Consider the following 23,857-nt stretch of genomic DNA (forward strand, 5'->3'; position numbering starts at 1 on the left):
CTCCGTCCGCGCCTAATTGCCCAGCGCGCCCTTGGTGGAGGGGATTTCCCCCGCCGCCCGGGCGTCGATGGCCACCGCTGCCCTGAGCACCCGCGCGAGGCCCTTGAAGCAGCTCTCCGAGATATGGTGCGCGTTGAGACCGTACAACGTCTCCACATGCAGCGTCACCCCGGCGTTCATGGCGAACGCCTGGAAGAACTCGCGCACCAGCTCGGTGTCGAACGCGCCGATCTTGGCCACCGGGAAGGTGGTGCGGAACACCAGGAACGGCCGGCCGGAAATGTCGATGGCCACCCGGGTGAGGGTCTCATCCATGGGCAGCAGGCAGTCGGCGTAGCGGGTGATGCCCCGCATGTCGCCCAGCGCCTTCTTCACCGCCTGGCCGAGCACGATGCCCACATCCTCGGTGGTGTGGTGGAAATCGATGTGGAGGTCGCCCTTCGCCTTGATGGTGAGGTCGAAGCGGGCATGACGCGCGATGGCATCCAGCATATGGTCCAGGAACCCGATGCCGGTCGAGATGTCGGACTGCCCCGTCCCGTCGAGATCGACGGCGACGGAGATCTGCGTCTCCTTCGTCTCGCGAACGATGTCTGCCTTGCGCATGAACGCCTCCAAGGCAGCGGGTTCTAGCAGCATCCCCGCTGCAACGCCATATGGCGATGAGATGACGGACCCACGAACAGGAGTTGTGATGCCCACCGCCGCCAATGCCGGGATCGAGCTCGACTATGAGGTGAGCGGGGAGGGCCCGCCGCTGCTGCTGATTTCGGGCCTGTCGGCCCAGCGTCCGTTCTGGTCGCTGGCCCGGCCGCGGCTCAAGGGCTTCCGCCTGGTGGAGTTCGACAATCGCGACATCGGCAAGAGCGGCCGCGCCACCGGCCCCTATGAGATTGCCGACATGGCGCGGGATGCGCTGGCGGTGCTGGATGCCGCCGGCATCGACCGGGCCCATGTGGTGGGCCATTCCATGGGCGGGGTGATCGCCCAGGAGCTGGCGCTCTTGGCGCCGGCCCGGGTGGATCGGCTGGTGCTGGCCAATTCCTTCGCCCGCAACGATCTCTACACCCGCGAGGTGTTCCGCCTCATCGCCGATCTGCGGCGCACCCTGGACGACGAACTGCTGTTCGGCGCGGCGCTCACCTCGTTCGTCATCGGCATGCCCACCCTCAAGCACACGGCGCTGTTCGGCTTCGTGCAGGCCGCCCTCGATGCCGGCCTGCTGCAGGAGAAGGACGCCTTCCTGCGCCAGCTCGACGCCTGCCTATGCGCCGACACCTTAGACCGGGTGAACGGCATCACCGCCCCCACCCTGGTGCTGTTCGCCGATGGCGACCGCCTGTTTTCCTCCACCATGGCCCGGGAGCTCGCCACCCTCATTGCCGGCGCCGACATCGATGAGATCGTCGACAGCGGCCATTGCCCCATGGTGGAACAGCCGGTGGCCTTCGCCGAAGTGGTGACGAGCTTCCTTCACGGCGGACGCGGCTGAACATTGCGTCCGGCGCAGAACGGCATAAGTAAGCCTTCGGGTGGAGCCCCACCCGAGGCCCGCTGTCCCGTCCGTATGCCACGGCGGCGGCCGGGTCGTCAGGGCATTGCCCTGTGAATTTGGACTGAGGCCCGATCGCCCCAGGCTGGCCCACATGCGGCCGGGGGTGCAGGCTTCTCGCGGAGCGCTTGATGCATTCTTCCCCGGATACCATTTACGGCACCACCATCGTCTCCATCCGCAAGGGCAGCCGGGTCGCCATCGCCGGTGATGGCCAGGTGACGCTTGGGAATACGGTGCTGAAGGCCAATGCCCGCAAGGTGCGGCGGCTGGGGCGGGGGGATGTGATCGGCGGCTTCGCCGGCGCCACCGCCGATGCCTTCACTCTGTTCGAGCGGCTGGAAGCGAAGCTGGAGCAGTATCCCGGCCAGCTGCAGCGGGCGGCCGTGGAATTGGCCAAGGACTGGCGCACCGATCGCTATCTGCGCCGTCTGGAAGCCATGATGATCGTGGCCGATGCGTCGGTGACCCTGGTGCTCACCGGCACCGGCGACGTGCTGGAGCCGGAGGCGGGCATCGCCGCCATCGGCTCGGGCGGGCCCTATGCCTTGGCCGCAGCCCGGGCGCTGGTGGACCACCAGGACGACCCCGAAAAGATCGCCCGGCGGGCGTTGGAGATCGCCGCCGACATCTGCATCTACACCAACGGCAACATCGTCATCGAGACCATCGGCGCCTGACGGCCGCCGCGTCCCGATGGTCCGGCCCTTCCAACGGAAGCCTTTTTTCCCATGAGCAGCGACTTTTCCCCCCGCGAGATCGTCTCCGAGCTCGATCGCCACATCGTCGGCCAGGCCAATGCCAAGCGGGCGGTGGCCATCGCCCTGCGCAACCGCTGGCGCCGGTTGAAGCTGGACGACAAGCTGCGTGAGGAGGTTCTGCCCAAGAACATCCTGATGATCGGCCCCACCGGCGTCGGCAAAACCGAGATCTCCCGCCGCCTCGCCCGGCTGGCCGGCGCCCCCTTCATCAAGGTGGAGGCCACCAAGTTCACGGAAGTGGGCTATGTGGGCCGCGACGTGGAGCAGATCGTGCGTGATCTGGTGGAAGTGGCCATCGGCCTTGCCCGCGAGGTGAAGCGCAAGGACGTGCAGGCCAAAGCCCATCTCGCCGCCGAAGGCCGGGTGCTCGACGCTCTGGTGGGCGCCAACGCCTCCGCCGCCACCCGCGATGCGTTCCGGAAGCGCCTGCGGGCCGGCGAGCTGGACGACAAGGAAGTGGAAATCGAGGTGCAGGCGGGTTCCGCCGGCATGCCCATGTTCGAGATCCCCGGCATGCCGGGGGCACAGATGGGCGCCATCTCGTTGGGCGACATGCTGGGCAAGGCCTTCGGTGGCCGCGCCAAGCCGCGCCGGGTGACGGTGAAGGAGGCCCATCCGCTGCTGCTCAATGAAGAGGCCGACAAGCTCATCGACCAGGATGCCACGGTGCAGGATGCCATCCACGCGGTGGAGAACAACGGCATCGTGTTCCTGGACGAGATCGACAAGATCGCCGGCCGCGAGGGCCGCTCGGGCGCCGATGTCTCCCGCGAGGGCGTGCAGCGCGACCTGCTGCCCCTGATCGAGGGCACCACCGTCTCCACCAAGCACGGGCCGGTGAAGACCGACCACATCCTGTTCATCGCCTCCGGCGCCTTCCATGTCTCCAAGCCGTCTGACCTGTTGCCGGAGCTGCAGGGCCGCCTGCCCATCCGGGTGGAGCTGGAGGCGCTGACCCGCGCCGATTTCGTGCGCATCCTCACCGAGACCGAGGCGAGCCTCGTCAAGCAGTCGGTGGCGCTGATGGAGACCGAGGGTGTCACCCTCACCATCACGGCTGATGCGGTGGAGGCCATCGCCGACGTGGCGGTGGAAGTGAACGCCACGGTGGAGAATATCGGCGCCCGCCGCCTGCAGACGGTGATGGAGCGGGTGCTCGACGATCTCTCCTTCACCGCGCCCGATCGCTCGGGCGAAGCGGTGGTGGTGGACGCCGATTATGTGCGCACCCGGGTCGCCGATCTCGCCAAGAACGCCGATCTCAGCCGCTACATCCTCTGAACGGTTGCCGGTTCAGCGTGCGCCTTCGCCGGCGGCCATGATGTCGGCGAGGGCGGGAATGATGTGGGTGCGCATGGCGCGGCCGTAGAACAGGGCGAAATGGCCGGCGCGGGGCACCACAAGATGCCGGCGCAGCGCCTCCGGCACGTTGGCGCACAGGTCATGGGCGGCCTCGGTCTGGGTGAGGGCGGAAATGTCGTCCTCATCCCCTTCCACGGTGAGGAGGGCGGTGCGCTCCAGCCGCGCCGGCTCCACCCGGTGGCCGGCGATGTCGAGGGTGCCGCGGGCCAGCGCATTGGCGCAGAAGATGGTGGCCACATTCTCCATGAAGAAGTCACCCGGCACGTCCATCAAGGTCCAGCACAGGCGGGCCAGGGGAAAGCGATAGGGATCGGCGCCCTCGTCGAACGCCAGCTGCAGCGGCAGCCGGCCGCCGCTCATGGTCTGGCGCCAGAGGTAGAGGGCGAAGGTGTCGGTCTGCCGCCAGGCGGGAAACACCAGGCGCCCGGCGCCGGCGAATGGCGGCGGCACGGCCTCCAGCACCTCCTGCCGCAGGGCCTCCAGGGAGCGGCCCTGCAGCATGCGCCACAGTCGCGTGGGGTTGCGCGAGGGATCGATCGGCCCGCCCACCAGGGTCAGGCTGGCCGGTGGCGCCCCCAGCTCCGACAGCAGCAGCGACCCCACCAGGGCCGGCACCGCCCCCTGGCACACCCCCACCACATGGGTGAAGGGCATGGTCTTGTGACCCAGGGCCCGGATCATCTGCGTGGTTTCGAGGGCGTTTTCGGCAAAGCCGAAGCGGCCGGCCTCAAGCGGCACATGGCGGGCATCGGGCCAGTCGGTGATGGCCACCTCATCGGCAATGGTGAGCAGCGCCACCACCAGATCGCGCATGAGGAAGGGAAAGCCCCCCGCCATGGGCGCCACCACCAGCACCCGCCGGCGCGCGCCCTGCGCCGCCACGGCATTCGCCGGCGCGCGGGAGAAGGTGCGCAGGCGGCCGAAGGGCAGGTAGCCGCCGATCTCCTCGGTCACGGGGCAGGCGTGTCCCGCAATGTCCACCGCGCCGATGCTGAATGGCTGATACGCCTTGTCGGCGGGTCGCCGCTCCGATGCGGGGGCCTCGTGCGTGAAGGGACGATGGTCGTCGAGCCACATGGGGGATTCCTACGGCAGCTCGCCTCAGGGTCGCAAGAGAGGAGGGGATGCCGCAAGAGGGGTGTCGTGTCGGCGATCAGGCGGGTGGGCCGAACAGGATCCGCAGGCGGGCCCGGACGCCGCGGGCGCGCCAGGCGTCGCGCAGCATGGGGGCCCATTCCACCACCACGATCTTCAAGGGGTTGGCGGGGACAGTGGTGCCGGCGAGGCCGAAGCGCAGGGGCTCGGCCCCTGGGGCTTCGGCGAAGGTGCCGAACAGCCGGTCGAACACGATCAGCACACCGCCGAAGTTCCGGTCGAGACAATCCGGGTTGGAGGCGTGGTGCACCCGATGGTGCCGCGGCGTGTTCAGCACCCATTCCAGGGGGCCCAGATGCGGCGGGCGCGAGAGGTGCAGCAGGAATTGATAGGCGAGGCCGAGACCCAGCATGCCGAACACGGCAAGGGGCGGGAAGCCGAGCGCCACCAGCGGCAGATAGAACAGGAGGCCGCCGGTCAAAGGTCCGCCCCAGGCCAGCCGCACCGCCGCGGTCAGGTTGATGCGGCGCGCGGAATGGTGGACCGCATGGCTCGCCCATAGCCAGCGCACCCGGTGCATGGCGCGGTGGTGGAGGTAATAGGTGAAGTCCACCGCCAGGAACAGCAGGCCGGCACGCAGCGGGCCCTCGATGGGGATGTCGAACAGGCGGTGCTGGGAGACGAACAGCACCGGTACCGCCAACAGCCCGGCCGATGCGACGCCGATCACCTTGTTGCCGGTGGCGATGACGAGCGAGGCGGCGGCTTCGCGGGCATCATGGCTGTCGGCGCCGTGTCGGCGCAGGATCAGGTATTCGCCGAGCATGAGCAGCAGGGCGAGGCCCGCGCCGAGGCCCGCGCCGTTGCCGGCAGAGCTGGAAAACAAGGAGATCACCTTACGGCCCTCCGGCGCTGGTTCCGCCCCGCTCCAGGCTCACTGCTTGGCGTTGGCGCGGGCCTGGGCGGCCGTGGCGAGGGCGGTCTTGCAGGCCGGCGAGATCTGGTCGGATTTCTCCATGATGCATTGCTTGATGCGTCCGCCGCCGGGCTGCACGCCGGCGCACAGGGCCTTGATGTCGGCGCCGCAGGCCTTCTGCAGTTCGGCGATGGACTGGGCCAGCGCCGGGGTGGCGAGCAGGGTGCCGCTCACGGCGAAGAGGATGAAGGATGTACGGATCATCGGAGCACTCCAGTGGGGACGGAAGGGGTGGCTCAGGCTGGCGGAACGCGCCGGACCGTGGCTTTGGGGCGGCTCGCCACGGTCCGGCGCCCGCGATGGCGTCATTTTGGGGTGACGCTCACCGAGCCGGATCGGGTGATGCTGGTGCCGGCGGGGCCGATGGTGGTGCGGCCGTAGGACAGCGTGCCGGTGCCGGTGCGGGTGGCATAGCCCGACCGTGTGGCGCTGGCGCCGGCCGCGCCGGTAACCTGGACGCTGCGGGAGCAGGTGCCGGCCGCGCAGCCGCCGGAGCCGCTGGCGGTCGCGGTGCCCCGTGCGGTGGTGACGGTGCCGGAGCGGCTCCAGGCCGACGCTTCGGAGGCGGCGGCCAGGGACAGCAGGGCGGCGACGGTGAGGGACAGGGCGGCGCGCTTCATCTTCATCTCCTGCGCGGCGCCGGTGGGACGGGGGCTTCAGGGCGGAGCCGCGCTGTGATGGGGAGGACGATGGCGGCGCCCCGTTGCCGACGGATTGCAGGGCGGCGGCGCGCTGTAACGTTTTGTAACCGGCGGCACCATGCGTATTGAAGCCGGCGGCAAGCCCCGCGACACTGGCGCCATGTTGCCTTCGTCGTCCCAGACCGCGTCACACGCCCGCACCCTGCTGCTGGTGGAGGATGATCGCGAGATCCGATCCCTGCTGGCCGATTTTCTCACCCGCGAGGGCTTTGCGGTGCTGGTCGCCGAGGACGGCGGCGCCATGGACCGTCTGCTGGCCGGCACTCGGCCCGATCTGGTGGTGCTCGACCTCATGCTGCCCGGCGAGGACGGGCTGTCCATCTGCCGCCGGCTGCGGGCGCGCGGCGGGCTGCCCATTCTGATGCTGACCGCCAAGGGCGACGAGGTGGATCGCATCGTCGGGCTGGAGATGGGTGCCGACGATTACCTGCCCAAGCCCTTCAACCCGCGCGAGCTGCTGGCGCGCATCCGGGCGGTGCTGCGGCGCGCCGACGGCACCGTGGCGGCGCCCGCCACCCGCCGGGTGGCGTTTGCCGGCTTCCTGGCCGATCTCGATGCCCGCAGCCTCAGCCATGCCGACGGTGGGGGGGTGGAGCTGACTTCGGCGGAATTCGAGCTGCTCACCTGCTTTGTGGAGCGGCCGAAACGCATCCTCTCCCGCGATCAGCTGCTGGACTGGACCCGGGGCCGCAATGCCGATCCGTTCGACCGCACCATCGACGTGTCCGTGAGCCGGCTGCGGCGCAAGCTGAGCCAGGTGGACGCCGAGGCGGGCCAGCTGATCAAGACGGTGCGCAACGGCGGCTATCTGTTCGCCGCGGACGTGCGGGTGCTGTAGGCCCATGCTCCGCTTCGGCATTGGCGCGCGCATCGCGCTGATCATGCTGGTGGCCCTGGTGGCCGCCCAGGTGCTGATGCTGGCCGCCTACATGATGGAACGGCGCGGGGCCGACGCCGCCAGCGCGACGTTCCTGCCGCTCATGGGCCAGATCGCGGCGGTGGTGCGGCTGGTGGACCAGATCGATCCGGCCCAGCGGGACCTGGCGCTGCAGGCCACCACCAGCGCCGGCTTTCTGCCGCGCTATCTCAAGACCCCGCCGGCCATTCACACGCCACTGCTGCTGCAGACGGTGGAGCGCCGGCTGCGCGCGCTGATCGGTGCCGATGACGGGCGGCTCATCGCCGTGACGATCATCGGCTCCGACCGCAATGGCGGCCAGCCGGTGCGTCGGTTCGGCGAATTGTCCGGCGCGCGACTGCAGGCGGTGGTCGCGCTGCGGTCCGGGGGGTATCTGGAGATCCTGGCCGGCGGTGATCTCACCGTGCGGCTGCTGGGCCTGCCGGTGGGGCTGCTGGCGGGCGTTCTCGGTTTCCTGGTGGCTCTGGCGGCGCTGCTTGCGGTGCATCGGGAAATGCGCCCCTTGACCGCGCTCGTTGCCGCCGTGAACCGGTTCGGCGCCGCCCTGGAGGTGCAGCCGGTGCCCGAGCGGGGCGCGCCGGACGTGCGGGCGGTTATTCGTGCCGTCAATGTCATGCAGGCCCGCATCGCCGATCTGGTGCGCACCCGCACCCTGGTGCTGGGCGCCATCAGCCATGATCTGCGCACCTACCTCACCCGCCTGCGCCTGCGGCTGGAATTGCTGCCGGCCGATCCCCATGTGGCCAAGGCGAACGCCGATCTCGACGGCATGCAGGCTCTGGTGGACGACGCGCTGGCCTATGCCCGGGCCACCTTTTCGGGCGCCTCGGACGAGGTGGTGGATCTCTCGGTGCTCGCCCGCGCCGAACTGGAGGCCCGCCAGACCCAGCAGGCCAAGGTTCGGGAGGCCGACGGGGCTGCAGAGCCGCGGCCCGCGCCGGTGCGGCTCACCGGTGCCGACACGCCGCATCTGGTGCGTGGCGCACCCGGCGCCCTGGCGCGGGTGGTCGCCAATCTGGTGGGCAATGCCCTGGCCTACGGCGGGTGCGCGGATATCAGCCTGTTCACCGGTCGGGACACGGTGGAACTGCGCGTGGAGGATCGCGGACCGGGCATTCCGCCGGCGGCGCGGGAGCTGGTGTTCGAGCCGTTCCAGCGCCTGGAGCCGTCCCGCAACCGGGACAGCGGCGGTGCCGGCCTCGGCCTCACCATCGTGCGCCAGATCGTGGCCGGGCATGGCGGCCAGGTCATCATCGCCGATCGCCCCGGCGGTGGCGCGCAGGTGCGTGTGCTGCTGCCGGCGCTGGCGTTGGGTGAGGGGCCGGCCTGAACGACAAGGCCCCCGGCACATGGGTGCCGGGGGCCTTGTCGGACAAGCGTCAGTGGTCGGTCAGCGCCGCATCTGCTGCAGCAGGGCGACGTCGGGGTACCCGTCCGGCAGCAGGCCCTTGCGCACCTGGAAGTCCTGGATGGCGCTCTTGGTCTTCTGGCCAAGGATGCCGTCCACATTGCCGATGTCGTAGCCCATCTGGCTCAGCCGGCCCTGGATCTCCAGCCGCTCCGCCTTGGACAGGCCGCGCTCCTCATTGGGCCAGGCCTGGGCGAAGTGTCCGCCGCCGCGCAGCCGGTCGGCCAGATGGCCGATGGCGAGGGCGTAGGCATCGGCCGGATTGTACTTCAAGATGGCGTTGAAATTGCCCAGCATCAGGAAGGCTGGGCCGTTGGCGCCCGCCGGCAGCAGCAGGAAGGCCTGGTCGGAGGCGCGGGGAAAGCCCTTGCCACCCGGGCGGGCCACGCCCAGCGACGCCCACTGGCCGAGCGATTGCTTGAAGGTGCGATTGACGTAGCGGTAGTCGAAGCCCTTGGGCAGCACCACCTCATAGCCCCAGGCCTTGCCGAACTCCCAGCCGTCCAGCTTCAGGTTGTTGGCGGTGGAGGCAATGATGTCGGGGATGGAATCCACCACGTTGCGCTTGCCGTCGCGGTCGAAGTCCACTGCGAAGCGCTGGAACGAGGTGGGCATGAACTGGGTGGGGCCGAACGCGCCCGCCCACGACCCCTTCAGGTGGTCATACGGCACGTCGTCCTTGTCGAGGATCTGCAGGGTGGCGATGAACTCGTCGCGGAAATAGTCCTGCCGCCGGCCGATGCAGGCCAGAGTCGCGGTGGACACCAGCACGTTGCGGCTGCCGATGCCCTTGGGGTCGCCATAGGTGGATTCGATGCCCCAGATGGCCGCCACCGCATAGCGGTCGACGCCATAGGCCTTTTCCACCTGATCGAAGATGGGCTTGTAGCGGGCCAGGATCTCCCGGCCCTTCTTCACCCGCCAGTCGCTCACCAGCATTTCCACATAGGCCCCGGTGGGCTTGGAGAATTCCGGCTGGCTGTCGAGATAGTCCATGATCTTCATGTCGGGCTCGAGCCGGCTGGTGTAGCGCTCGAAGGTCCGCCGCGACACGCCCTTGGACTGTGCCAGGGGCCACATGGAGGCAATGCAATTGGGGAAATTGGCCTGCGCCTGGGCGATGGCCTGGGGGGTCATCAACGGATGGCCGCCGCCGGTCGCCTGGGGCTGCGGCGCGGTGAAGCCGCCGAAGATGGAGCCGGTGGTCTGGGCCTGGGCGCGGGCCGGCGTGATCAGCGCAACAGCCGCGAGTGCCAGGACCGCGCCCAGGGCGCTCTTGGTGATCGGTGAAGCCATTACGCGAACCCTCGTCATCTCATCTGCCGTTACGGCAGCCGCAGGAGCCAAAGCGATGTGTCGTGCGTTAGTGGGCAGGCAAGACGGTTGAGCCGAGGTTAACAAGGGCCAGCAATTTGTGCCTTTTGCAGGGCGTGGGCCCGGCTGGAGGGCGGCGCGCCCATGGCCGCATGACGATTTCGATGCCGTTAGGCAAACATCAACCACGGCGCGCCAGATTTCAGCCCGTATTCCCGATGATAGGTGCGTGGCACCCAAGGCCGGGAGCGGCGCTTCCGGAGGATCAAGGCGGACATCTTGATGCGTAAGCCCATTCGCAAGGCGATTTTGCCCGTGGCCGGACTCGGCACTCGGTTTCTCCCGGCCACCAAGGCGGTGCCGAAGGAGATGCTGACCGTGGTGGACCGTCCCGTGGTTCAGCACGTGGTGGACGAGGCACGGGCCGCCGGCATCGAGCACATCGTTTTCGTCACCGGCCGCAACAAGGCGGTGATCGAGGACCATTTCGACCGTCAGTTCGAGCTGGAGCGCACCCTGCAGGAGCGCGGCAAGCTGAAGGAGCTGGAGCAGCTCGATCGCGATACGCCGAAGGCGGGCACCACCTCCTTCACCCGGCAGCAGCTGCCGCTGGGCCTCGGCCATGCGGTGTGGTGCGCCCGTGACATCATCGGCGACGAGCCGTTCGCGCTGCTGCTGCCGGACATGCTGCACATGGCCAAGGACGGCAAGGGCTGCCTCGCTTCCATGGTGGAAGCCTATGACGAGACCGGCGGCAACGTGCTCGCGGTCTATGAGGTGCCGGAGGACCAGGCCTTCCAGTACGGCATCGTCGGCACGGGTGCCGTGCACGGCAAGGCCCACGCCATCACCCAGATGGTGGAGAAGCCCAAGCCCGGCACCGCCCCCAGCAACCTCGCCATTTCCGGCCGCTATATCCTGCAGCCCACCATTTTCGATCTGCTGGCCAAGCAGGGGCAGGGCGCCGGCGGCGAGATCCAGCTCACCGATTCCATGCTGAAGCTGAAGGAGAGCGAGCCGTTCTATGCGGTGACCTTCGATGGCGCGATCTATGATTGCGGCTCGAAGATCGGCTTCCTGATGGCCAATGTGGCCTATGCCCTGTCGCGGCCCGACATCGAGGACGAGTTCCGTGTCGCGCTGGGGCAGGTGCTGGACCGCAAGTGACCGTGCAGTGACGGCGCAGTGACCGGGGCCGGAGGCGACGGGTGGCCACCATTCCGTCGCCTTCGTCGGCCACAGCTGCGGTGAGGATGGAACGGGAGCACTCATGGTCCGATTCGCGCTGCTGGCGGCCGCGCTGGCGTTCTGGGTCGCCGCGCCGAGGTCGGCGCTGGCCCATCCGCACGTGTGGGTCACCATGTCCACCGAGGTGGTCTACGACGCCCAGGGCCAGTTCACCGGCCTCAAGCAGGCCTGGACCTTCGACGAGGCGTTCAGCGCCTTCGCCTTGCAGGGGCTCGACAAGACCAACAACGGCACCTACGGCGACGACGTGCTGAAGCCGCTGGCCGAAGTGAACGTCACCTCCCTCAAGGAGTATGATTACTTCGTGACGGCCAAGTCGGCGACGGCCAAGCTCGCCTTCAAGGATCCGACCGACTATTACCTGACCTATGACAACGACGTGCTGACGCTGCATTTCACCCTGCCACTGGTGAAGCCGCTGCCGGCCAAGGGCACGCTGTCCATCGACATCTACGACCCCACCTATTTCGTGTCCTTCGGCTTTCGGGAGAAGGATCCGGTGACGCTGGTGGATGCCCCCGCCGGCTGCATCAAGGCGGTGGTGTCGCCGGAACGCTCGCAGACCATGCAGCTCAGCGAGAGCTTCTTTTCCAGCCTGACCGCGTCGAGCAATTTCGGCGCCCAATATGCCGATAAGATCACGGTGAAGTGCCCGTGAGCGCCGATGCGCCCGTTCGCGGCGCGGGGGCGCCCCTGCGCTGGCTTCTCACCGCTGTGCTGGTGGCGCTCGGCTGCGCCGGGGCGGTGCTGCTGCTGGCGCTGCTGCTCTACCCCGAATTCGCCTTCGCGCAGGCCTTCGGCGCCGCGGGCGCCAAGCCGACGCCGTTCGGGCTCGGCTCCGCCCCTCCGCCGTCGGGCATCGGCGGCTATATCATCGCCCGCCAGGCGGAATTCTATCAGGCCCTCATCAAGGCGGTGCGCGCGGCCAAGGCCGATGGCCATGGGGCCTGGCTGCTGGCCGGCCTGTCGTTCGCCTATGGGGTGTTCCATGCCGCGGGGCCCGGCCACGGCAAGGCGGTGATCTCTTCTTATCTGCTGGCCGATGGCGGCACCCTGCGCCGCGGCGCGGCCCTCGCCTTGGCGGCGGGCCTCGTGCAGGCGGTGGCGGCCATCGCCTTCGTCGGCATCCTGGCGGTGCTGCTCGGCGCCACCGCCGTTTCCATGGCCCGGGCCATGAACGTGGTGGAGATCGCCGCTTATGGCGGCATCGCGCTGTTCGGCGCCTATCTCGCCTTCACCAAGGGACGGCGGCTGCTGGCGCTGGTGCGGGGCGACGCCATCCATGCCGCCGATTGCGATTGCGGCGATGCTCATGCGCCTGATCCCGCCCTGCTTGCGGGGCAGGGCGGGCTGCGCCGCATGGCGGTGGCGGTGGTCTCCGCCGGCGCGCGGCCGTGCTCGGGCGCCATCCTGGTGCTCACCTTTGCTTTGTCCCAGGGCGTGTTCATGAGCGGCGTCATGTCCGCCTTCGCCATGGGGCTCGGCACGGCGCTCACCGTCACCGGCATCGCCGCGTTGGCGGTCTATGGCAAGCGCCTGGCGGTGCGGCTCGCCGGTGTGGATGGGCGCTGGCCGGAGCTGGTGCGCGGCACGGTGGAGCTTGGCGCGGCGGTGCTGGTGATGCTGTTCGGGCTGGCGCTGCTGACCGGCTATCTGGAAAGCGAACGGCTGCTGCCCGGCTGATCCGCGTCTGCTGCGATGCGGGATCTGCGCCCGCATCCACGCTGCATTGCCGCCCAAAACCATCCTGCATTGCACCAAAATGCGTCATGCCGCGCTTTGAGGCAATTTCGTTGCGTTTGGAGTTGGAACAACGAAATTGCCGGGTGCGACACTCCGTGTCAGCCTAAGGTTGAACGGCTCAGGGCCGCCCCTTTCGGCAGACCCGTACCTTCCGGCGCTGCCAGGCGGCCTCAAGAATGAGTCGGCCGGAGGCGCCCCATGGCTTTGAACGCGGTCCGTCTGGACGACAAATACGACCTCTCGCAGGAGCGCGTGTTCGTCTCGGGCACCCAGGCGCTGGTGCGCCTCGCCCTCATGCAGAAGGCGCGCGACCGCCGCGCCGGCCTCAACACCGCGGGCTATGTCACCGGCTATCGCGGCTCGCCCTTGGGCGGGCTCGACCAGCAGTTCCTGCGCGCCGAGAAGGTGCTCACCGCCAACGACATCAAGTTCCAGTCCGGCCTCAATGAGGACCTTGCCGCCACCGCTTTGTGGGGCTCGCAGCAGGCGGAGCTGCGGGGCGAGGGCCGGTTCGATGGGGTGTTCGGCCTGTGGTACGGCAAGGGGCCGGGGGTGGACCGCTCCGGCGACGTGTTCCGCCACGCCAACAATGCCGGCACCTCCCGGCATGGCGGCGTGCTGGCGCTGATGGGTGACGACCACACCTGCGAAAGCTCCACCACCGCCCACCAGAGCGAGTTCCATTTCGTCGATGTGATGATCCCGGTGCTCAACCCCGCCGGGGTGCAGGAGATCATCGATTACGGCCTTTACGGCTGGGCCCTCTCGCGCTTCTCCGGCGCCTGGGTGGGGCTCAAGGCGGTGAAGGACACCATCGAATCCACCGCCATTGTCGATGGACGGCTCGACCGGGTGAACATTCTCACCCCTGCGGATGTCGTGATGCCGCCGGGTGGCCTCAACATCCGCCTGGGCGATACCCCCATCGCCCAGGAAGAGCGGCTGCAGGAGTTCAAGCGCGACGCGGTGGTGGCCTTCCTGCGGGCCAACGGCCTCAATCGCATGATCACCTCCGGTGGGCCCCAGGCCCGCATCGGCATCGCCACCGTCGGCAAGAGCTATCTGGACGTGCGCCTGGCGCTGGATGAACTGGGCATCGACGAGGTGCGGGCCAATGCGCTGGGCCTGCGCATCTGGAAGGTGGGCTGCCCCTGGCCGCTGGATACCGAGGGGCTGATGCAGTTCGCCCGCGGCCTCGACCTCATCATGGTGGTGGAGGAGAAGCGCTCGCTCATCGAAGTGCAGGTGCGCGAGGAGCTGTACGGCACCGCCAACCAGCCCAGATGCATCGGCAAGAAGGATGAAGAGGGCCGCTGGCTGTTCCCGGTAAAGGGGGCGCTCGATCCCAACGACATCGCCATCGCTCTGGGCAAGCGGCTGCTCGCCTATGGCGACCTGCCGGACATTGCGGCGCGGGTGGCGCAGCTGGAAGAGGCGCAGAAGGCGCTGGCGGCGACCGCGGATGTGGCCACCCGCATTCCCTATTTCTGCTCCGGCTGCCCGCACAACACCTCCACCAGGGTGCCCGAGGGCATGCGCGCTTATGCCGGCATCGGCTGCCACTACATGGTGCAGTGGATGGACCGGGAGACCACCGGCTTCACCCAGATGGGCGGCGAGGGCGCCAACTGGATCGGCGAGGCGCCGTTCTCCCGGCGGCCCCATGTGTTCCAGAACCTGGGAGACGGCACCTATAACCATTCCGGCTACCTGGCGTTGCGCGCCGCCATCGCCGCCAAGGTGAACGTCACCTACAAGATCCTTTACAACGACGCGGTGGCCATGACCGGCGGCCAGCGCCACGACGGTGATCTCACCGTGCCCGTTATCGCCCGCCAGGTGGCGGCGGAAGGCGCCGAGCGGGTGGTGGTGGTGACCGACGAGCCGGGCAAATACCCGCCCAACACGGTCTGGCCGGGCGGGCTCACCATTCATCATCGCGATGAATTGGATGCGGTGCAGAAGGAATTGGCCGCCATCCCCGGCGTCACCGTGCTGATTTATGACCAGACCTGCGCCTCGGAAAAGCGGCGGCGCCGCAAGCGGGGCGCCTTTCCCGATCCGGATATGCGCGTGCTCATCAACGAGCGGGTGTGCGAGGGCTGCGGCGATTGCGGCGTGAAATCCAATTGCGTCTCGGTGCAGCCGCTGGAGACCGAGTGGGGCCGCAAAAGGGAGATCGACCAGTCCTCCTGCAACAAGGATTTCTCCTGCGTGAACGGCTTCTGCCCCTCGTTCGTCACCGTGCACGGGGCGAAGCCGAAGAAGGTGGCCGGCGCGTCGGCGGATCGCAGCGCCGAGGCGGCGGATCTGCCGGAGCCGGTGCTGCCGCAGATCCACGGCACCTATTCCATCATCGCCACCGGTGTGGGCGGCACCGGCGTCGTCACCATCGGCGCCATTCTGGGGATGGCGGCGCATCTGGAAGGCAAGGCCTGCGGCATGATCGACATGGCCGGCCTCGCCCAGAAGGGCGGCGCGGTCTACAGCCACATCCGCCTCGCCCATGACCCCGCCGACATCACAGCCATCCGCGTGCCGGCGCGCGGCGCCGACGTGGTGCTGGGGGGCGATCTGGTGGTGGCGGGCACCAAGAAGGTGCTGGCGGCGGTGAAGCCCGGCGAGACCCTGGTGGTGGTGAACACCCACGAGGTGCTGCCCGGCGACTTCACCCGCAACGCCGATTTTTCTCTGCCCACGGCGCGCATCAAGCGCACCATCACCGAGGCGGCGGGGGCGGCCAATACCCACTTCATCGAGGCGAGCCGGCTCGCCACCGCCCTGTTCGGCAATGCGCTGGCCCAGAACATCTTCATGGTGGGCTATGCCTATCAGTTCGGTGCGCTGCCGGTGTCCGCCGCGGCGCTGGAGAAGGCCATCGAGCTGAATGGCGAGGCGGTGGCCATGAACACCGCCGCCTTCCGCTGGGGCCGGCGCGCCGCCGCCGATCCCGCCGCCGTGGAGGCTCTGGCCCAGCCCAAGGGGGCGGTGAGCGATGCGCGCCGCCTGTCGGAGAGCCTCGATGAGGTGATCGCCCGCCGGGTGGCGGAGCTGACCGCCTATCAGAGCGCGGCCTATGCCCGCCGCTATGCCGCCGCCGTGGAGACGGTCCGCGCCGCCGAGACGGCCAAGCTGCCGGGCCACACGGAGCTGACCGAGGCGGTGGCGCGCAACCTGTTCAAGCTGATGGCTTATAAAGATGAGTATGAGGTGGCCCGGCTCTATGTGGATGGCGCCTTCGCGGCGCAGCTCGATGCCGCCTTCGATGGCGCCCGCAAGCTGGAATTCCACCTGGCTCCGCCGCTGCTGGCGCGCTTCGACCCCGCCACCGGCGTCCCGAAGAAAATCACCTTCGGCCCCTGGATGATGCGCGTGCTGGGGGTGCTGGCGCGGTTCAAGGGCCTGCGCGGCACCGCTTTCGACCCGTTCGGCCACACCGAGGAGCGGCGCACCGAGCGGGGGCTGATCGCCCAATACGAGACGCTGCTGGCGGAGATCGCCCGGCGCCTGGAGGCTGACAGCCATGGGCTGGCGGTGGCGCTGGCCTCGGTGCCGGAGAAGATCCGCGGCTTCGGCCCGGTGAAGGCGAAGAGCCTTGCCGCCGCCAAAGCCGAGGAAGCCGCCCTGCTCGCCCGCTTCCGCGAGCCCCCGGCGCTGCGCGCGGAGGCGGCGGAATAGGCCGCCTTGCGTGAGGTGAAGTTATCTGACTAAAGTCAGAAAATGCAGGCAGGCCACATCAATCAGGTGCGCCGCTTCAACCGGCTGGTGACGCAGCGGGTGGGGGCGCTGGAGAACAGCTATTTGCAGCGCGGCCGCCCGCTGGGCGAGGCGCGGCTGCTGTTCGAGATCGGGCGACCGGATGCGCCGGATGGCGTTGACGTGCGGGAGCTGCGCGCGCGTCTTCAACTCGATTCCGCGTATGTGAGCCGTCTGCTCCGTGCCCTGGAAGGGCAGGGGCTGGTGGCGGTGCGGCGCCGGGCGGATGACGCGCGGGTCCGTTGTGTCGCCCTGACCTCCGCCGGCCGGGCGGAGCGCGACACTTATGATCGCCTCTCCGACACCTTGGCCCGTGACCTGCTCGCGCCTCTGGCGCCACCCCAGCGGGCGAGGCTGGTGGCGGCCATGGCCGAGGTGGAGCACTTGCTGGCCCAGTCCGGCCGGCTAGCGGGTCTTCATGGCAACCTGAGGATCGTGGTGGAGGATCCGGCAGGGGCCGATGCCCGCTGGTGTCTGGAGGCCTATGTACGGGACCTTGCCGAACGCTTCGAGGGCGGGTTCGATCCCGCGCGCAGCAATCCCATCGCTTTGGAAGACATGCGTCCGCCCCACGGCGCCCTGGTGCTGGCCCGCATGGCGGCGCGGCCGGTGGGCTGCGGCGCGATCAGGTTCCACGATGCTGGAGTTGGAGAGATCAAGCGCATGTGGGTCGCGCCCACGGCCCGCGGCCTCGGCGTGGCCCGCCGCATCCTCGCGCGATTGGAAGAGGCGGCGCGCGGGGCCGGGGTCTCCCTTCTGCGCCTTGAGACCAACCGCACGCTGACGGAAGCGCAGGCGCTGTACCGGGCGAGCGGCTTCGTGGAGGTGGCGCCCTTCAATCGCGAGCCCTACGCTCACCATTGGTTCGAGAAGCCCCTGGCGCCTCCACCGGGCGTGGAACCCGCCTGAGTTGCTCGCGCGCGGGTGCTGGCGCGGGCGGTTCAGCTCTGCTCGTGCCGGGGCTTGCCGGCGGCGCGGCGGCCGAAGTCGGGGGCGGCGGTTTCCTGGCCCAGCTCGATGATGGAGCGGCGGATGGCGCGGGTGCGAGTGAAATGGTCGAACAGCGCGTCGCCGTCCCCATAGCGGATGGCCCGCTGCAGGGCGGTCAGGTCCTCGGTGAAGCGGCCCAGCATCTCCAGCACCGCATCGCGGTTATAGAGGAACACGTCGCGCCACATGGTGGGGTCGGAGGAGGCGATGCGGGTGAAGTCGCGGAAGCCGCCGGCGGAGAATTTGATGACCTCGGAGGCCAGGGTCTCTTCCAGCTCCGCCGCCGTGCCGACGATGTTGTAGGCGATGAGGTGGGGCACGTGGGAGGTGATGGCCAGCACCAGATCATGGTGGTGGGCGCTCATCAGCTCCACATTGGCGCCCATGGCGCGCCACAGGCCGCTCAGGCGGTCCACCGCCTGTTCGTCGGCCCCTTCCGGCGGGGTGACGATGCACCAGCGGTTCTCGAACAGGCTGGCGAAGCCCGCATCCGGGCCGGAAAACTCCGTGCCCGCCACCGGATGGGCCGGCACCAGATGGGCGTGGGCCGGCACGAACGGCGCCATGGCCTCCACCACCGCCCCCTTCACCGAGCCCACGTCGGACAGGATGGCGCCGGGCTTGAGGTACGGCCCCACCTGTTCCGCCACCGCCCGCGAGGCGCCCACGGGCACGCAGGCGATGACGAGATCGGCGCCGGTGGCGGCGGCGGCGAGATCCTCGGTCACCTCATGGGCGAAGCCGAGCTCGCGCACCCGGGCGCACACGGCGGTGTCGCTGTCGGCCACCACCACGGTGGTGGCGAGCTCCTTCTCACGCACGGCGCGGGCGATGGACGAGCCGATGAGGCCCGCGCCGATGACCACAAGCCGATCGAACAGGACGGCGCTCACGCCGGCTTCCCCGCAAGGAAGTCCCTGAGGGCGTCCACCACCAGGCGGTTGGCCTCCTCCGTGCCCACCGTCATGCGCAGGGCCTGGGGCAGGCCGTAGGACGCCACCGAGCGCAGGATCAGTCCGCGCTTGGTGAGGAAGGCGTCGGCCTCCTTGGCGGTGCGGCCGGGGGTGTCCGGGAAGTGGATCAGCAGGAAGTTGGCCACCGAGGGGGTCACCTTCAGGCCGAGGGCCTCGATCTCGCGGGTGAGCCAGGGCAGCCACGCGGCATTGTGCGCCACCGACTTCTCCACATGCTCCGCATCCAGAATGGCGGCGGCGCCGGCGAGCAGCGCCGGGGTGTTCATGTTGAACGGCCCGCGCACCCGGTTCATGGCGTCGATGACATGGGCCGATCCCACCGCCCAGCCGATGCGCAGGGCGGCGAGGCCATGGATCTTGGAGAAGGTGCGGGTCATCAGCACGTTCTCGCTGGTGAGCGCCAGCTCCAGCCCGGTCTCGTAATCGTCCTTGCGGACATATTCCGCATAGGCGGCGTCCAGCACCAGCAGCACGTGGGGCGGCAGCGCGGCGTGCAGGCGCTTCACCTCGGAGAAGGGAATGTAGGTGCCGGTGGGGTTGTTGGGATTGGCGAGGAACATCACCCGGGTGCGCTCGGTCACCGCCGCCAGCAGGGCGTCCACATCGGTGGTGAGGTTGCGCTCGGGGGCCACCACCGGCACGCCGCCGGCCGCCAGGGTGGCGATGCGGTACACCAGGAAGCCGTGCTGGGAATACACCACCTCGTCGCCGGGACCGACGAAGGTGTGGGTCACCAGATTGAGCAGCTCGTCGGAGCCGGCGCCGCAGATGACGCGATCGGCATCAAGCCCATAGGCGCGGGCGATGGCCTCGCGCAGCACCTGGGAGGCGCCGTCGGGATAGTCCTGCAGGTTGAGGCCGGCCTCGGCAAACGCCGCCACCGCCTTGGCGCTGGGGCCGAGGGGGGTCTCGTTGGAGGAGAGCTTGAAGACCTTGTCCACCCCCGGCGCGTGGCTCTTGCCCGGCACGTAGGCGTCGATGGCGAGAACGCCAGGACGCGGCTGCGGGCGCGAGGGGGAGACAACGTCTTTCGGCACGGCGGACATCGAAGGTCACTCCACAAACACAGGTCCCCGCGGCCACGCGATGGCCGCCGGGGGCAGAGGCATATCACACATTCACTTTATGGATGGCGGCGTGGCTGCCCACCTCGCACACCGCGCGGATGCCGGCGCCGGCGCCCTTCACGGCGTCCAGCACCTCGTCCACCTGGTGGCCGGGGGGCAGCGAGACCAGCAGCGCGGCGCCGTCCAGGGCTTCGTCGGGCGCCAGCAGCGTCTCGGCGAAGGCCGGCAGGGCATGGCCGGCACGGGCGCTCCAGCCGGAGACGCGGAGGGAATAGACCCGCACCTCGCGCACCGCCGCATCGGCGATGGGGTGGGAGACCACGAACACCGGCAGGCCGGCGGGGTGGTCAGCCCGCTCCACAAACGGCAGGCGGGCGATGATCTTGGGCGCGCCGTCCCCTTCCAGCTGGGTCCACCAGGGCAGGGTGCCGATGGCGGCGGGCAGCAGGCCGAGATCGCCCTTGGAGGCGGCCACCGCCTCGATCACCCCCGCCGCGCCCATGTGCGGCACGAATGGCACGGTGAAGCCGAAGTGGAAACGGGCGCTGTCGCGCATGGCCGGCTCACCCACGGCGAGATCGGCATGCACCGCATAAGGCGACTGGACATAGGTGAAGGTGGCGATGATGACGCGCCAGATGCTCTCCACCGTATCGAGGGGGAGCAGGCCATGGTGGCGTTCCACCAGCCGGCGCATCATCTCGGCCTCGCGTGCCGGGCGAAAGGCCGAGCCGCCCTCGGCGCCCTGGGTGCGTTTCACCTGCACCAGGCGATCGATGATCTCACTGCGCTCCATCAGGAGGCGGTGCATGGCTTCGTCGATGCGATCGATCTCGGATCGCAGATCGGCGAGGGAGGGGGATGCGGAAGCAGGGGGTGCGGAAGAGTGTGTCATGGTCAGCCGGCTCGCCGCGAGGCTTAGCGGGAACGCGGCTGAGAATCAAAGGAATGTTGGTCGGCGCGGCCCCTTCAGGCGGCCGGCGGCAGTCCGGCGGGTGGCTCGGGTGGGGGCAGCCGGCGGGCGGCGCGTTCGGCGGCGGAGCGCAGCACCGGCTTGAAGAAGCCGGCGCTGGAGCCCGCCACCAGCCAGTAGACGAGGCCCCCCGCGAGGCCGGCGGCGATCACATAGAAGGGGTCGTGGGCGGCGGCGTTCACTTCCGCGTCGGAGGCGAACAGCTGGGTGCCGATCCAGGCGGAGACCACGCCATTGGCGGCATGGAACATCCAGGAGCGCACCGCGAACAGCTCCGAGAACAGGATGCCCACCGCCGCCACCAGCCACATCATGGACACCAGCAGCACCAGCACGAAGCCGGCCACCACGATGGCCACGAAGGCGCCCAGCGCCGCCTCATCGGGCGTGCCGGCCTGGAACAGGGTGCCGATGCGCCACTCGCCCACCAGGATCACCGCCGAACCCGCCACCACCGCGGCCAGATAGCCGAGGGGCACCAGGATGAGGCGCAGCAGCAGGCGGAAGAGATTGTCCATGGCCGGCGGTCGATACCCTCAGGCCGGCTGGTGGCAGACGGCTTCCACATTGGTGCCGTCGGCATCCAGCACGAAGGCCGCGTAATAATTGGGATGGTAATGGGGCCGCAGGCCCGGCGCGCCATTGTCGCGCCCGCCGGCGGCCAGGGCGGCGGCATAGAAGGCATCCACCGCCGCCCGGTCCGGGGCGGTGAAGGCCACATGGACGGGGCCACTGGGCGTGGGCCCGCTGCCGAGCCAGAATTCCGGCTTGCCGGCGCCGAAGCCCACATGGGCGGCGCCTCCGGTTTCCGCCGCGCTCACCTCCATGACGACGCCGTAGCCGAGCGGCGCGAGGGCCGCCGCATAGAAGGCGCGGGCGCGCGCGAAATCGCTGACGTGAAGGCCCATATGGTCGAGCATGGGGATGCTCCCTGCGGTTACTCCGCCGCTTCCGCCGCGGCGGCCATGGCGCGATAGGCGAGGCGCTCGCGGGCGGAGAGCTTCTCGCTCTCACTCTTCAATTGCCCGCAGGCCGCCAGGATGTCGCGCCCGCGCGGGGTGCGCACCGGACTCGCATAGCCGGCCTTGAACACGATGTCCGAGAAGCGCTCGATGGTCTCCCAGTCGGAGCACTCATATTGGGTGCCCGGCCAGGGGTTGAACGGGATCAAATTGATCTTGGCCGGCACCCCTTCCAGGAGCTTCACCAGCGCCCGGGCATCGGCGGGGCTGTCGTTGACCCCCTTCAGCATCACATATTCAAAGGTGATGCGCTTGGCGTTGGAAGCGGCCGGATAGGTGCGGCAGGCCTCCATCAGCTCCTTAATGGGGTACTTCTTGTTGATGGGCACCAGCACGTCGCGCAGGTCGTCTTTGACCGCGTGCAGGGAGATGGCCAGCATCGGCCCCACCTCGGCGCCCAGGCGCTCGATCTCCGGCACCACGCCGGAGGTCGAGACGGTGATGCGGCGCTTGCCGAGGCCGAGGCCATCGCCATCGGACAGGATCTCGATGGCTTCCTTGACGCTGTCATAGGCATAGAGCGGCTCGCCCATGCCCATGAAAACGATGTTGGTGACCAGCCGGTCGCCCTCGGTGGGCAGCCCCGGGCCCACCGCCCGCTCGCGGCCGGGATAATCGCCCAAGCGGTCGCGGGCCACCATCACCTGGCCGACGATCTCGGCGGCGGTGAGGTTGCGCACCAGGCGCTGGGTGCCGGTGTGGCAGAAGGCGCAATTGAGGGTGCAGCCCACCTGGCTGGACACGCACAGGGTGCCGCGGTCGCTCTCGGGGATGTAGACGGTTTCGATATCGTGGGGCTTCTCGCCGGGATTGTCGGCGGGAAAGCGCAGCAGCCACTTGCGGGTGCCGTCCTGCGACACCTGCTCCATCACGATCTCCGGACGCGCCAGCGTGTAATGATCGGCCAGCCGGGCGCGCAGGTGCTTGGAGACGTTGGTCATCTCCGCAAAATCGGTGGCGCCGCGCAGATAGATCCAGTGCCAGAGCTGGTTCACCCGCATGCGCTGCTCGCGCCCCTCGACGCCGATGGTGGCCAGGGCGGCGCCGAGCCGGGCCCGGTCGAGCCCCACCAGAGACGGCAGGGCATGCGCCGGCGCATCGGCGGGTCGGCCGGCGGCGAGGTCGGAAACGGGGGCGGGGTCGAGAGCGCTGGTCATGGCGTCACACATAAGCCTTCCCGCGCCGGCTTTCCACAGGCGTTCGGCGCGGTGATGGGGATGCGGGGCCTTGAAGCAGCGGATTGGGGCGCCGGCAGGGCGGGCGCCTGAACATCATCGCGGGCGGCACCCCGCCGCTGGCGGTCATCCAGCGGCGGGGGCGCGGTGTTCCGCGGCAGTCCTCGTCCGTCAGCGGCATTCCTGGGCGACCCGGTCGAGGGCCTGGGAGATGCCGGAGAGGGAATATTTGTCGGTGGTGACGTTGCCGCGGCCGGAGGTGAGGGCCACCGACAGGTCTCGACCCTTGCGCATGGCGTCCACCAGCTTGGCCTCGTCCGCCACATTGCGGACCCAGGCCCCTTCGCCCTTGGTGTAGAGCTGCAGGCTGAGGCTGCCCACGGTGAGCGTGGCATCCTTGCCGTCCTGCAGGGGGAAGCCGGCGGTGATGGACACCTCGTTCTTCACATTCTCACCGGGGCGGGTGGAAATGAAGAAATAGGCGGGGTCACGGTTGAGGCCCGCGGGCAGGCGGCTCTTGGGCTGGGAGATGGCGTAGCACACCTTCGGGTTGCCGGTGGAGGCATAGACGCTCCAGTCCCCGAACTGGGCAACCGGCTTGGATTGACCCTGAGCCAGCGCGGGCGCGGCGGCCAGGGTGGCGAGGAAAACGCCCAGGAGCGTCGGACGGACACGACGAGGTGCCATGGCTTCTCCTTTTCGTTGCGGATCTCCAGTCATAGACCTTCGAGCCGCGAAACTGAGGGGTTGAGCCTATGTGCCGCAGGGTGCGATCGAGGCAGTCGAAAAAAGATGGCGGGCGCGCCTTGCGTTTTCTTAAA

Annotated in this window: 23 protein-coding genes; 10 read left to right on the plus strand and 13 right to left on the minus strand. The window is 68.9% G+C overall.

Annotated features, from left to right (window positions below; genetic code table 11):
- Window positions 1–12 precede the first annotated feature (12 nt).
- Complete coding sequence (gene hisB / locus ACU4E7_RS08735; protein ID WP_238122133.1) at window positions 13–606, minus strand: imidazoleglycerol-phosphate dehydratase HisB; 594 nt, start codon at window positions 604–606, stop codon at window positions 13–15.
- An 88-nt stretch (window positions 607–694) separates the two neighbouring features.
- On the opposite strand from hisB, the gene ACU4E7_RS08740 reads away from it, so the two are divergent.
- The 3 genes from ACU4E7_RS08740 to hslU all read left to right on the plus strand — a co-directional run bounded on the left by ACU4E7_RS08740 (window position 695) and on the right by hslU (window position 3,594).
- The gene (locus tag ACU4E7_RS08740) at window positions 695–1,492 is read left to right on the plus strand and encodes an alpha/beta fold hydrolase (RefSeq protein WP_447021280.1); all 798 of its coding nucleotides are present in this window, start codon (window positions 695–697) and stop codon (window positions 1,490–1,492) included.
- Window positions 1,493–1,683: 191 nt separating this feature from the next.
- The gene (hslV, locus tag ACU4E7_RS08745) at window positions 1,684–2,232 is read left to right on the plus strand and encodes an ATP-dependent protease subunit HslV (RefSeq protein WP_447021281.1); all 549 of its coding nucleotides are present in this window, start codon (window positions 1,684–1,686) and stop codon (window positions 2,230–2,232) included.
- A gap of 51 nt (window positions 2,233–2,283) precedes the next feature.
- A complete protein-coding gene (hslU, locus tag ACU4E7_RS08750; RefSeq protein ID WP_238122130.1) occupies window positions 2,284–3,594 on the plus strand; it encodes an ATP-dependent protease ATPase subunit HslU in 1,311 nt (436 codons plus the stop codon).
- A gap of 12 nt (window positions 3,595–3,606) precedes the next feature.
- Here hslU and ACU4E7_RS08755 read toward each other — a convergent pair whose 3' ends face one another.
- From ACU4E7_RS08755 to ACU4E7_RS08770, 4 genes are all read right to left on the minus strand, one after another.
- Complete coding sequence (locus tag ACU4E7_RS08755) at window positions 3,607–4,752, minus strand: hypothetical protein (protein ID WP_447021282.1); 1,146 nt, start codon at window positions 4,750–4,752, stop codon at window positions 3,607–3,609.
- Window positions 4,753–4,828: 76 nt separating this feature from the next.
- Window positions 4,829–5,665 carry a sterol desaturase family protein gene (locus ACU4E7_RS08760; protein WP_447021283.1) on the minus strand — a complete coding sequence of 279 codons (837 nt, stop codon included), beginning with the start codon at window positions 5,663–5,665 and terminating at the stop codon, window positions 4,829–4,831.
- Window positions 5,666–5,704: 39 nt separating this feature from the next.
- Window positions 5,705–5,950 (minus strand): cysteine rich repeat-containing protein, encoded by a 246-nt coding sequence (locus ACU4E7_RS08765; RefSeq protein ID WP_238122127.1) that lies wholly within the window; start codon window positions 5,948–5,950, stop codon window positions 5,705–5,707.
- Between the two features lie 101 nt (window positions 5,951–6,051).
- Complete coding sequence (locus tag ACU4E7_RS08770) at window positions 6,052–6,366, minus strand: hypothetical protein (RefSeq protein ID WP_238122126.1); 315 nt, start codon at window positions 6,364–6,366, stop codon at window positions 6,052–6,054.
- A 181-nt stretch (window positions 6,367–6,547) separates the two neighbouring features.
- On the opposite strand from ACU4E7_RS08770, the gene ACU4E7_RS08775 reads away from it, so the two are divergent.
- Together ACU4E7_RS08775 and ACU4E7_RS08780 are read left to right on the plus strand one after the other, a co-directional pair.
- Entirely contained in the window at window positions 6,548–7,285 is a 738-nt protein-coding gene (locus ACU4E7_RS08775) for a response regulator (RefSeq protein WP_447021608.1), read from the plus strand.
- Between the two features lie 4 nt (window positions 7,286–7,289).
- Complete coding sequence (locus tag ACU4E7_RS08780) at window positions 7,290–8,696, plus strand: ATP-binding protein (protein ID WP_447021284.1); 1,407 nt, start codon at window positions 7,290–7,292, stop codon at window positions 8,694–8,696.
- Window positions 8,697–8,756: 60 nt separating this feature from the next.
- Here the strand turns inward: ACU4E7_RS08780 and ACU4E7_RS08785 are convergent, their stop codons facing one another.
- Window positions 8,757–10,070 (minus strand): lytic murein transglycosylase, encoded by a 1,314-nt coding sequence (locus tag ACU4E7_RS08785; RefSeq protein ID WP_238122124.1) that lies wholly within the window; start codon window positions 10,068–10,070, stop codon window positions 8,757–8,759.
- A 300-nt stretch (window positions 10,071–10,370) separates the two neighbouring features.
- On the opposite strand from ACU4E7_RS08785, the gene galU reads away from it, so the two are divergent.
- From galU to ACU4E7_RS08810, 5 genes are all read left to right on the plus strand, one after another.
- A complete protein-coding gene (gene galU / locus ACU4E7_RS08790; RefSeq protein ID WP_447021285.1) occupies window positions 10,371–11,255 on the plus strand; it encodes a UTP--glucose-1-phosphate uridylyltransferase GalU in 885 nt (294 codons plus the stop codon).
- A 103-nt stretch (window positions 11,256–11,358) separates the two neighbouring features.
- Window positions 11,359–11,994: a DUF1007 family protein gene (locus tag ACU4E7_RS08795; protein ID WP_238122122.1), complete on the plus strand. Its 636-nt coding sequence runs from the start codon at window positions 11,359–11,361 to the stop codon at window positions 11,992–11,994.
- Complete coding sequence (locus tag ACU4E7_RS08800) at window positions 11,991–13,019, plus strand: nickel/cobalt transporter (protein ID WP_447021286.1); 1,029 nt, start codon at window positions 11,991–11,993, stop codon at window positions 13,017–13,019. The genes ACU4E7_RS08795 and ACU4E7_RS08800 overlap by 4 nt, the downstream gene beginning before the upstream one ends.
- A 258-nt stretch (window positions 13,020–13,277) precedes the next feature.
- Window positions 13,278–16,757: an indolepyruvate ferredoxin oxidoreductase family protein gene (locus ACU4E7_RS08805; protein ID WP_447021287.1), complete on the plus strand. Its 3,480-nt coding sequence runs from the start codon at window positions 13,278–13,280 to the stop codon at window positions 16,755–16,757.
- Between the two features lie 42 nt (window positions 16,758–16,799).
- Window positions 16,800–17,744, plus strand: a complete 945-nt coding sequence (locus tag ACU4E7_RS08810) for a helix-turn-helix domain-containing GNAT family N-acetyltransferase (RefSeq protein ID WP_238122119.1) — start codon at window positions 16,800–16,802, stop codon at window positions 17,742–17,744.
- Between the two features lie 32 nt (window positions 17,745–17,776).
- Here ACU4E7_RS08810 and ACU4E7_RS08815 read toward each other — a convergent pair whose 3' ends face one another.
- The 7 genes from ACU4E7_RS08815 to ACU4E7_RS08845 form a co-directional block, all read right to left on the minus strand.
- Window positions 17,777–18,718, minus strand: a complete 942-nt coding sequence (locus ACU4E7_RS08815) for a prephenate/arogenate dehydrogenase family protein (protein WP_447021288.1) — start codon at window positions 18,716–18,718, stop codon at window positions 17,777–17,779.
- Window positions 18,715–19,845 (minus strand): histidinol-phosphate transaminase, encoded by a 1,131-nt coding sequence (gene hisC, locus ACU4E7_RS08820; protein WP_238122117.1) that lies wholly within the window; start codon window positions 19,843–19,845, stop codon window positions 18,715–18,717. Before hisC ends, ACU4E7_RS08815 begins: the two co-directional genes overlap by 4 nt.
- Before the next feature lie 64 nt (window positions 19,846–19,909).
- Window positions 19,910–20,761, minus strand: a complete 852-nt coding sequence (locus ACU4E7_RS08825; RefSeq protein ID WP_447021289.1) for a chorismate mutase — start codon at window positions 20,759–20,761, stop codon at window positions 19,910–19,912.
- Window positions 20,762–20,835: 74 nt separating this feature from the next.
- Window positions 20,836–21,357, minus strand: coding sequence for a hypothetical protein (locus ACU4E7_RS08830; RefSeq protein ID WP_238122115.1), 522 nt, complete (start codon window positions 21,355–21,357; stop codon window positions 20,836–20,838).
- An 18-nt stretch (window positions 21,358–21,375) separates the two neighbouring features.
- Window positions 21,376–21,759: a VOC family protein gene (locus ACU4E7_RS08835; protein WP_238122114.1), complete on the minus strand. Its 384-nt coding sequence runs from the start codon at window positions 21,757–21,759 to the stop codon at window positions 21,376–21,378.
- 17 nt (window positions 21,760–21,776) lie between these two features.
- Complete coding sequence (rlmN, locus tag ACU4E7_RS08840) at window positions 21,777–23,018, minus strand: 23S rRNA (adenine(2503)-C(2))-methyltransferase RlmN (RefSeq protein WP_447021290.1); 1,242 nt, start codon at window positions 23,016–23,018, stop codon at window positions 21,777–21,779.
- Window positions 23,019–23,207: 189 nt separating this feature from the next.
- Window positions 23,208–23,723 carry an invasion associated locus B family protein gene (locus tag ACU4E7_RS08845; RefSeq protein ID WP_447021291.1) on the minus strand — a complete coding sequence of 172 codons (516 nt, stop codon included), beginning with the start codon at window positions 23,721–23,723 and terminating at the stop codon, window positions 23,208–23,210.
- Window positions 23,724–23,857 lie beyond the last annotated feature (134 nt).

Source organism: Xanthobacter sp. ZOL 2024, assembly GCF_052932325.1.